General features: G+C 28.3%; 11 protein-coding genes. 2 read left to right on the top strand and 9 right to left on the bottom strand.

The genetic code is table 11. From position 1 onward, the window contains the following. Window positions 1-231: 231 nt before the first annotated feature. The 8 genes from ymfI to LQK79_RS11455 all read right to left on the bottom strand — a co-directional run bounded on the left by ymfI (window position 232) and on the right by LQK79_RS11455 (window position 7,932). Complete coding sequence (gene ymfI / locus LQK79_RS11490; RefSeq protein ID WP_231016657.1) at window positions 232-978, bottom strand: elongation factor P 5-aminopentanone reductase; 747 nt, start codon at window positions 976-978, stop codon at window positions 232-234. 30 nt (window positions 979-1,008) lie between these two features. Next, complete coding sequence (trmB, locus tag LQK79_RS11485; RefSeq protein ID WP_231016656.1) at window positions 1,009-1,644, bottom strand: tRNA (guanosine(46)-N7)-methyltransferase TrmB; 636 nt, start codon at window positions 1,642-1,644, stop codon at window positions 1,009-1,011. Window positions 1,645-1,832: 188 nt separating this feature from the next. Continuing rightward, window positions 1,833-2,447 carry a site-2 protease family protein gene (locus tag LQK79_RS11480; protein ID WP_157055851.1) on the bottom strand — a complete coding sequence of 205 codons (615 nt, stop codon included), beginning with the start codon at window positions 2,445-2,447 and terminating at the stop codon, window positions 1,833-1,835. Between the two features lie 220 nt (window positions 2,448-2,667). Continuing rightward, window positions 2,668-3,831: a hypothetical protein gene (locus LQK79_RS11475; protein ID WP_231016655.1), complete on the bottom strand. Its 1,164-nt coding sequence runs from the start codon at window positions 3,829-3,831 to the stop codon at window positions 2,668-2,670. Between the two features lie 15 nt (window positions 3,832-3,846). Then, window positions 3,847-4,893: a phosphodiester glycosidase family protein gene (locus LQK79_RS11470; protein WP_231016654.1), complete on the bottom strand. Its 1,047-nt coding sequence runs from the start codon at window positions 4,891-4,893 to the stop codon at window positions 3,847-3,849. Between the two features lie 22 nt (window positions 4,894-4,915). After that, on the bottom strand, window positions 4,916-5,596 hold the full coding sequence (locus tag LQK79_RS11465) for a L,D-transpeptidase (protein ID WP_231016653.1): 681 nt from the start codon (window positions 5,594-5,596) through the stop codon (window positions 4,916-4,918). Window positions 5,597-5,812: 216 nt separating this feature from the next. Further along, window positions 5,813-6,859, bottom strand: coding sequence for a hypothetical protein (locus tag LQK79_RS11460; RefSeq protein WP_231016652.1), 1,047 nt, complete (start codon window positions 6,857-6,859; stop codon window positions 5,813-5,815). Between the two features lie 11 nt (window positions 6,860-6,870). Then, the gene (locus tag LQK79_RS11455) at window positions 6,871-7,932 is read right to left on the bottom strand and encodes a phosphodiester glycosidase family protein (protein ID WP_053243371.1); all 1,062 of its coding nucleotides are present in this window, start codon (window positions 7,930-7,932) and stop codon (window positions 6,871-6,873) included. 450 nt (window positions 7,933-8,382) lie between these two features. On the opposite strand from LQK79_RS11455, the gene LQK79_RS11450 reads away from it, so the two are divergent. Beyond that, the gene (locus LQK79_RS11450; RefSeq protein ID WP_231016651.1) at window positions 8,383-8,805 is read left to right on the top strand and encodes a transcriptional regulator PerR; all 423 of its coding nucleotides are present in this window, start codon (window positions 8,383-8,385) and stop codon (window positions 8,803-8,805) included. Between the two features lie 136 nt (window positions 8,806-8,941). Beyond that, the gene (locus LQK79_RS11445) at window positions 8,942-9,829 is read left to right on the top strand and encodes a hypothetical protein (protein ID WP_207642160.1); all 888 of its coding nucleotides are present in this window, start codon (window positions 8,942-8,944) and stop codon (window positions 9,827-9,829) included. Between the two features lie 190 nt (window positions 9,830-10,019). Here LQK79_RS11445 and LQK79_RS11440 read toward each other — a convergent pair whose 3' ends face one another. Next, entirely contained in the window at window positions 10,020-10,736 is a 717-nt protein-coding gene (locus LQK79_RS11440; protein ID WP_231016650.1) for a CPBP family intramembrane glutamic endopeptidase, read from the bottom strand. Window positions 10,737-10,760 lie beyond the last annotated feature (24 nt).

Below are 10,760 nucleotides of genomic sequence, written 5' to 3'. Positions count from 1 at the left end.
ACTTTTCACATAAGTGAAAAAGTTAGTTTTTTAATGAGCAGGGCGAATTAAAACCCTTCACTCAGCTCGACAAATTCTAGTTTGTAAGGATAAATTTGGTATTGGTAATTTAAATATTTCAGCTTGTTTATCTATATATACGTTGTATTACCTGAAAGTCTAAAATTCTCTATCAAAGAAGTGGTTAATCTTAGCCCTGGAAGCATAATGAGCTAAAACAAAACCCGCGCGTTATATTCTTCCTCCATCAACAGTTAAAACCTGTGATGTTACATATGAAGCCTCATTGCTTGCTAAAAACACTACTGACTTTGCAATTTCTTCTGTCTTACCAAACCTCATCATTGGTATTTCATTTATGAGTTCGTCTTTTTCTTCTTTAGAAAAATTTTCATTCATGCTTGTATCTATAACTCCAGGAGAAATGGCATTGACCCTTATGCCTGATAGAGCTAGTTCTTTTCCTAGTGCTTTTGTAAATGAATCAATTGCACCTTTTGAGGAAGAATATAAAACTTCACATGAAGCGCCTACACTTCCCCATATTGATGATATATTTACTATAGAACCTGACTTTCTTTTAATCATGTCCTTTACCGTATAGCTTGTGCAATTATAAACGCCTTTAAAATTTACATTCATTATTTCATCATAGTCTTTTTCAGCCATATCTATAAAAAGTCCTATTTTAGATATTCCAGAGTTATTTATAAGTATATCTATTTTTCCAAAGTCATTCACAATATCTTCAATCATACTTTTAACTTCGCTATTTATACTTATATCACATCTAAATAAACTTCCATTTCCACCACTTTGTTTTACTTCCTCTAACGTTTGATTTGCACCTTTTTCATCATCTTTATAATTTATAATAACAATAGCCCCATGTTTTGATAATTCTACAGCTATACTTCTCCCTATTCCTCTTGATGCACCTGTAATAAGTGCAACTTTTCCCTTTAAATCTTCATACATATGAAATCATATCCTTCAAATACAAATTTATTACAAAAGTTTTGCTATCAAAAATTTTATTTTTATTCCTTGGCTTGAAAATTTCTTTTCATATTCAGTTTCTATATTTCCTTTAAAATCACTTTTATGTAAATCATAAGTAATATATTTTATTTCAAAACCACATTCTGAAAAGTAATCTAAAGATTCTGTAAATAGTTCATCATCATCCGTTTTAAACCAAATTTCGCTGCTTTCCCTCAAGAATTCTTTATATTTAGTTAAAAATTTGGTATGAGTTAATCTTCTTTTCTTATGCCTATCCTTAGGCCATGGATTACAAAAATTTATATATATCCTGCTTATTTCACCCTTATCAAACACATCATTTATAAACGCTATTTGAAGAGGCACTATTACAGCATTAGTTATTTCACTTTCAACTACTTTTCTAAGTGCAAGAACCAAAACCTCATCCTTAAGATCTATAGCTATAAAATTTTTATCTGGATTTCTAGCTGCAATTTTAGAAACAAACTCTCCACGCCCACAGCCAAGCTCAAGATATATATCATTATTATTCTTAAAAACTTCTTTCCATCTTCCTTTGTACTCACTTGGATTAGTTATACATAATGGGCTTTCTTCCATCTCCGGTCTTGCCCATCTTTTTTTTCTAAGTCTCATCTATCATTCTCCTTATTATATTTAATGCCTAAAATACTAATATAAATATACTATCTGTAACTTTTGAATTTTAGGTAACATAATCTATAGGATGATGTAAAAAATGTAGGTATTCTTTTTTACGGGCCGCTCATAAGGCTTTATGTGCGATGTAGTAAAACCTATAGAATACCTTTTTTCACAACCTCCTATATTAGTGCTCCTATCCTTAAAAACAGATTAGCTATATGCTCAGATGGTATACCTATAATAAAGGTTGCCAGTGATGAATTACCTCCAAAGATAGGCATAACTAGTGCAATTAATATTAACATTTGGTATCTATATAACGAATCTGCTATATTATAAAAAGCTTTTGGAAATAAATCTCTTAAAACATGAAAGCCATCTAACCCTGGTATAGGAATTAAATTAAACAAAAAAAACATGCAATTTATTGAAACTGTATATTTGGCCATCAAGTAAATTATAATAATAATTTCATTAAAAGGTAAAAACTTATTAATTGCTCCTGTTATTAATGCAAAAATAAATGCAACTAAAAGATTAGCCAAAGGACCTGCTATTGATACCTTTAAATCATCCTTATAATAATTTTTATATGCATTAGGGTTAGTTTCAACAGGCTTAGCCCAGCCAAAACCGACAAATACTATCATTATAAATCCAATCAAATCAATATGAGCTAATGGATTAAGTGTTATCCTACCTTGAAATTTAGGTGTTTTATCTCCTAATTTATCGGCTACAACAGCATGAGCATACTCATGAAATGTAAAAGCTATAAGTATTGCTGGCATCATAAGTAACTTTGCAATCGCTATCTGCCTTAACGTATCCAAATCAAATCACTCCATTCTCGCTTGAATATAAAAATACATGTAATTAATTATATCAGATTAAATAAAAAATTGCGAACTAATTAAAGTGAAGGATTTTAACTTCATTTTGCTCGTTAAAAGCCTTCACTATTATAATTGCTTCGCAATTTTTTAGTTGGACAGCCCCTATTAACATAGACTATTATTTAAGTTTTGTTTCTATAAGTTTACCTTTATCTGAATTAAAACTAACAACGTCATCGTCAGACATCCCTACATATTGACCATCAAATTGAGTTTTCTTTTTAGTTTTAATATTTTCTACCGTACCTCTAAGATTATCTATAATATGCATATCTCCAGTATTTGTAGAAATACTAATGAACTTTGGATCTATTGGTTTCCTTAGCTTAATTTCCTGCCAATCTGCCGTAAAATCATCGCTTTTGTTCTCTCTATTTGGTAAAATATCACTGCTCTTTATATTTGAATACTTACTATTACTACTTTGATTATCATTCCCTAAATTTTGAGAAGCAATAGACGCATAATAAATAGTATCAATTTTGCCATCAACTAAGTTTCCAACATATATATACTTATCATAAACCGATATGAGCTTATAATTGTCTACTCCACTTATCTGTACCTTTTGAGTTTCTACATCACCTTTACTCTGTTGCTTACTAATATAAACTTTTTTATCAACCTCATCCTCATATGCAAGTTTGTCTTCGGCCTTAAAAATATAATAATCTCCTATATTTTTTATTGGTAAATCCAGTTGATTTATTCCATTTGTAATGTCCAAAGAACTCATATATCTTTTAGTTGAACTTTTACTATAAGCAGATTTAATATAAATAAGAGTAGTAAGATTGTTTTGCTTCATGTTTAATATTGAATTTTTGCCCAAATAATATTTTCTAGCTTTATTTTCAGCATCCTGATTTTCTTCTTTGTTATTTGTATCTGGATAATATGTATAAACTTTAAAAAATAAATTATCCGGATCAAGTTCAAGCATTAAAAGGGAGTCGCTAGTACTGCTCCAATCAATACATACATTATCAATATCCACTCCCAATTTTATTGCATTACTTTTTCCAGTTAACATATTCACAACATAAATAGAACTTCCAGAATAATAATATGCATATTTACCTGTATATGAAGTTGTTATATTTTTAGCATCCTTAGGAATAGATACAGAAATAACCTCATCCTTTTTTTCAGTACTTTTTACAACTTTATAAGTAACATCTCCAGCATTCCTAAAATGGTATTTATCAAAATAATACAGTACACCAGTTTGGACAATTATAGAAACAATTATCCATATAATCAAATTTCTAAGTTTTCTCATATGAAATCTCCTTTTCTATGGTGCTACATAAAATATGTCCGGAACTGCTCTCTCACCTGTAGCACTAGATGGTTTATTGATTACTTCACCATTATAATATATAGTTGAAGATCCTCCTCCATCCATGCAAACAGCGTTAACAGCTTGAAGTTCTTTCATAAGCTGCTGTGCTTCTTGAAGAGTAGCTCCCATTTTCATAAAACCATGCCTTCCATCTATAACCAAAAAAATTATACTTTTATCTGCTCTTTGACCTATAATTGTTCTTGGTTGTGCCCCTACCATATTAGTTCCTTCTTCAATGTAATTTTTTCCATCTTTAATTAAATATGGATCTGAAGATACAGCTTCAGTAACTCCCCTTGCTATAAGTTCATTTGGAGATTCCTTTGTTCCAACTTTCATGTTTCCATCTTTATCTATACTTACAACGTCATTCATTTCATCATCTAGCTTAGTAGAATCTGTTGGATAAACAATTTTACCATTAGAAATAACAACATTAGACGGAACTCCACCTGTTCCATTTCCTGTGGTATCCTGAAACATACCACCATTTATAGCGGCAACAGCATTATATTTTCTTGCCATGTCATGAGTAGTTTGTCCAACATATCCTAAATTACTTGTAACTCCAACTTTTACTCTTTTAGGATCTGATATTATAAGTGCATAAGCATTCGTATAATTACCACCAGATACTGGTTTAATATCTGTTATCAATGTAACACCAGTCTTCTTATCCACATCAACATTTATAACCTTAGTCTTAACATTCTTCACATTAGTAGCAGTAACCTTACTTTGTTCCTTTAGTATTTGTGATATCTCTGCATCACTAAAAAACAGTTTAGCTATATATTGTTTTGTTCCTGTTCCCATCAAAATAGAAACGACATTGTTTCTAAAATTTTTAAATGGTCCGTAAAACCCATATGGCAAAATTGTAAGTCCAGTAAATATAATCTCAAATATTATAAAAAATATAAACGTTTTAAAGAAACTTTTCTTCTTTTTTTTGGATTTTTTACCTGTTTTCCTTTTTTCTTGTTTCTTATCCATTATATTTCCTCTCTAATTAATCCTATTTTATATTAACCAATGTATCTCTTGGTATATTATCATACATCCATTTAGCATCTTCTATAGATAATCTTACACAGCCGTGAGAAGCTTTAGTGCCAAGTTTTTTTGATTCTTCTTTTTCAATCACCTGATTTTTATCAAAAGGAATACTGTGAAATAGATAATTTCCCATAAATTGTACCCAGTAATATGCTCCTTCTTTATATTTTTCGCTATAAAAAGAATATCCTCGTTCTTTTACCCTATACTCACCTTTTGGAGTATCATACCCTTCAAGACCTGAAGAACATATAAAATCCTCTACCATTCTACTTTTTGCATCGTAAACATAAACCCTTTGCTTGCTTAGGTCAACTTGAACTTTAAGCGGTTTTTCAGCTTGTCCTAAAGCAATTAAACTTTTTTTATCATCAGTTTCTTTATTTACACCATCGTTCTCAACCTGTTTAATATCTTTTATTTTTACATTTTTGTCCTTTTGAATATCAACTTCAGTACTTTTATATGTGCCATTAGTTTTAGCTTTTATATTCTTACTTACATACCTATCATTAACCATTAACGTTCTGCCCAAAAAATAAGATGAAACATATACAATTGAAACTAAAACTATCCCGCTTAGTATGATAAATACTTTTTTTCCTTTTACCTTGTATTTATTATCAGCTTCGTTAACCAATTTATTAACTCCCCCTAACCCTGTAATACATATGAATATGCAAAAGCATAAATGAATATGCTTAAGAAATACAAAATATTTATTTTTCTCATAAAAAAATACAAAAAATATTATACTTATTACAATACCAGACAATTAATATAATAATAACTATAAAACTCACTTAAGTCAAGATTAGATGTATCTTGTTACAAAAATGAAACATTCATATAAAAGTTAATTTATATTTTTTAACAATAATTTCGAATCACTTACTGAAGCAATTTTTCCATCGTATATTCCTATAAAATTTCCATCATAGGTACAGTAATTTTCATTTCTTACATTTGTAATTCTTCCATGATTTTCATCTACAAAATATATTTTTCCATCACCAATAATTTTAAGATTTTCGGCATCATATGAAGAATTAAGGTTAACTATCTTCCACAAATTTTGAGATTCTGCAAGTTTACCATAACAAATCTTATTTATTTTCCCAATTTTATTTCCTACATATATGTTATTATCATCATCTGTTCCTAAAAGACTAAATTGAAGATTGCCATTAATATCTATAACTCTACAACTTGTGTTTGTTCTTACTCTAGAATTAGTAGCATCTTCATAAACAAGTTGATCATCCCTTGATGCCACTCCTATTTTTCCTATTTTCTTAACTACAGTATTAATTTTTGTCATAGTCTCATTTGCATCTATTCTATAAATACTCGATAATCCATTTGCATATGAAATTTTTGCATACATAACACCAGTTAAAGTTGACATTGCCATAGATACTTGATTTTCACCCACACCAACCGGTATCGAATCTACTTTTTCAGTATTATAGTCTTTTATCTCCTCCTTAAGCTGATTTTCGGCATCATATGAATAAAATCTTATACTCCTACTGACACTAGACTTTATTTTTTCTGCTATTATCATTCTATTGCTATCTGAAATCCATTTATATGATAAACATTGAACTCCTCCACCAAATGATAATTTTCTGCCCTTGCCTGTATTAGTATCCACCACCTTTACTATTCCATTATCAAAATAAGCTGTATATCTGCAGTCAGATGAAAGACTTATATTATCAGCACCGTGTGGAATAGTTACATTTGGTTTTATTTGCTTTGCCTTATATACACTCTTAGCCTCAGTTACTTTTAAATTATCTCCACTTGAAAAATAAAATCTATCCAAATATAAATAAAGAGCAAACTGAAAAACAAGTGATATTATAATCCATTTAATAAATATTTTAGATGCTTTCATTCTGATTACCTCTAGTCTTCAACATATATTGCTGTTGATATTGTCCTTTCTCCAAATTTATCGCATGGATTGTTTATTAAATGCCCATCAAAATACATTGTAGTTGATGCGCCACCATCCATATTTACTGCATTGTATGCATGTTCCTCTACCATTATTTTTTGCACATCCTTTATAGAAGCTCCAAGCTGAATACCCTGCCTTCCATCAACTACAAGCAAAATAATAGCACCATCTTTTCTTTGCCCTATAGCAGTTCTTGGTTGTAATCCCTGGCTATCTATATTATTTCCATTTGTATCCCTATTTTGAACTACTCCATTAATAATTAAATTTGGTCCAAAATTAATAGCTTCAATTATGCCCTTTTGCTTTAGTTCAGCTATTGTATAATTTCCCACAACTAAAACTCCATTTTTAGTTATTCCAGATATCCCATAGTACTTTTGATTTTCATTTGCACTTTTAGGATATACAACTTTACCTTTGCTTATTATTATACCTATTGGGAATGCCCCTGTTCCAGTCCATAACTTTGTTGAATTAGCTCCCTTATCTTGAAACCCACCACCATTTATAGCAGCCATCGCATTATTATTTTTAGCAATTTGACTGGTTTTTTCTCCCTGGATTCCTAGCTTGGAGGAATACCCTATTTTTACTTTAGTTGGATTATGTATTATAAGTACATGGCCTGTAAATCCCGTTGACTTAACGGTTTTATAATCTATTTTGCTATCATATTTATTTACATTAATTTGATTTAAATCTTCATTTTGATAATTAGCAACTCCTACACTATCGCCGTTTAAAATTTTTTGTATTTTAGTATCAGATAAAAACATTGTTGCCAAAAATTGATGTGAAAAAGTACTCATTGCAGTACCAACTATATTTTTTTTTAAGTTATTAAAAGGACCATAGTATACTATCCATGGTGCTGTTAAGAATCCAAATAATATTTGAAAAATAAAAAAATATGCAATAAATTTAGCTTTGCTTATTTTCTTTTTTGAATTTCTTCTTTTTAAATTTTTATTTCCACTATATGATGATGATTTGCTTAAAGACATATGTATCCTCCTTGTAGTTCTATTTTAATTCACATCTTTAGTAATATAATACAATTTATATTTTACAGCATTTTTTTATAAATTCCCATTAAAATTTTTTAATAGGCCTTTATTTAAACTTTTTAATAAAAAAAAGAACAGTTTTAACCTGCTCTTATAAAGATAAGCTCCATTTATAGATAAAAGTTTTTAATATATAAATTCAAAAACCTTAATAATAAATAGAATAACTATAAAATAAAAATAAACATGGATTAATTGATTGTTAAATAATTAACACTATCAAGATATATTTTATCATATTTTTAAAATAAATCAACTTATATATAAAAAAAGTGCTATAATAAAAAATGTTTTTATCATCAAAGTAGCTTATACTATATTTTCCTTTTGACAATTAATAATTTTTATTATATAATATTTATAGTTATATAATAAAGGATGGTGCATATGAATAGCATAACAGAAACATTTAAAGAAAAAAAGCTAAAATTAACTCCTCAAAGAATAGCTGTATATAAATATCTACAATCAACTACTGAACATCCTTCTGCCGAAACAATTTATAAAGCACTTCAAGAAGATTATCCAACTATGAGTTTAGCTACAGTTTATAAATCATTGAAAACTCTTGTTGAAGTGAATCTTATTCAAGAATTAAATGTCGGAGAAGGGAATTTTAGATACGATGCTAACATTCTTTCTCATCCTCATATACAATGTTTAGTTTGTGGTAAGGTGGATGATATCCGTGACTTAAGCTTTGAAGAATTAAACCAAAAAGTAGCTTCATATACTGAGTATGAAGTTATGTCAAATCAAGTGTATTTTTATGGAATGTGCAAAAAATGCAAATCCAAAAAACCACTTTAATTAAAATTTCATGCAAAATATTTAATCGCCCCGCATATAATTAAATATGTTAATTATATGCGGGGTGATTTATTTGAAATTCAATGTGATTTTTTTTAAAAGAAAACATCTATACTATATAATTCTTTTTGTTTCCATGGTTATATTATTTATGATATTTGTTTTGTCCAAGCAATCAGTATCAACTTTTAATATAACTTCCAAAAATACAGTAATTAAAGACTATGATGTAAATGGTGATGGCAACAATGATATTATTTACATAAAAACAAATAATGATAAATATTTTATACAAGTTAACTGTAAGGATAGAAGCTATATATTAAAGCCAAATAAAGTTATAAAGACAATGGGTTCCTATAAAAATTATTGGCCTATTACGCTTACTCTAGCTGATGTAACAAGAGATAAAGTAAATGAAATGTTTGTTCAAAGCTCACAAAATGATACACCAATACAACATATGTTTATATGGGATAATAACAACTTCAAGGATGTACTTTATAATTATAATAACATAATCGGTTTAATAGACAGCCATAATAACGAGACACCAAAAATAATATCTGCCAACTTTTTTAATAATAAAATAGACTTTTCAAACTTCATTCTTATTAGAAATAAATTAAAGAACTATACAGCTAATTATAAAGATAATGCTATAGGAAAAGACAGCGTAGCGGCGCTTATATGTAAAATACAAACATTGGATCCTAATGAACTAAAAAATCAAGATAAAATTTTTTACTCCGATTCTTGGAGCACATTTGCCCAAATATATAACAAGTTAATTAAAGACAATAATACCTATACTTTTGAAGATGGTTCATTTAAAGACACTCGTTATAACAAAGATGGAGAAATCTCAGAAGTTAAGTGGATACTTAACTTTAAAAGCATATCTAAATCTAATGTAAATGAGCTAAAAAACTATTCACTGGATGTTACACTTAGGGCTTCGGAAGAAAATAAGGACAATCCATATTATTTTAAAATATCAAATCTAGATCTAAGCTATAACTAGTATGGTTAAGCAACAGATCTTAGAACATTAAATAGAATTCATAAATCTAAGAGCATAAAAGAAGGGACCGCACTTAAGCGATCCCAATGGGGATGGGGGGTTTCAGTATAAAATAAATTTCATTTTATACCAATGGAGTTTCATTTCTCCACTCACAATTTATGATAACCACTTTTACTAATTTTATTCACTATTTTATTTTATCAGACAAAATTGCGGCAACTGTAATAAAATTAAACAAAGAATGATTTAAAACAGAATACCAAAAACCTTTTTTGTGAATTAGATAACAATTTTCTACAGCAAGAATAAACAAAACTGGAAGGGCCTTTAAATTATAATGTAAAGTTGAAAATAACATACTTGAAACAATACAGCTTGCATATAAGCCTATTTTGCCTTTTAAAATTTTTTCAAACAAAATAAATCTAAATATAAATTCCTCTAATATAGGAGCAAAAATTACACTCACAGGTATATATTTAATAATACTAAGCAATTTCATTTTTTCCATATCACTTACAACTTCTTGTTGCTGTACATCAATATTAAACTTTAAAAAAATCCATTGAAAAATAAAAGCTGCCACTATATTCATTGTATAAAACACTATAAAGTATTCAGCAGCTTTTATAATATTAACCCTTCTAATACTAAAACTGTACTTATCATAGTCATTTTCATCAATATTATTTTTTAAAATTAATATTGATAAAATAATAAAGATAAATGGAAAAAGGTTGTCCATAAAATTAGAAGTTATAATAACACCTACTGCGTATATTACAATATATAAAAAATTCATATACTTATTATGTTTTGTCTTGCTGAAATATTTAATAAAAATAACTATTGGGAACACATAAATAAAGATTATTATAAATATATCAACTATAATTTCAATCATCTTTATACCTCAAAAATATTCCTT

This window comes from Clostridium guangxiense (genome assembly GCF_021043395.1).
In the GTDB taxonomy this organism is placed as follows: Bacteria; Bacillota; Clostridia; order Clostridiales; family Clostridiaceae; genus Clostridium_S; species Clostridium_S guangxiense.
The sequence above is the reverse complement of the archived record's forward strand: the minus strand, read 5'-3'. Positions and strand labels throughout refer to the sequence as shown.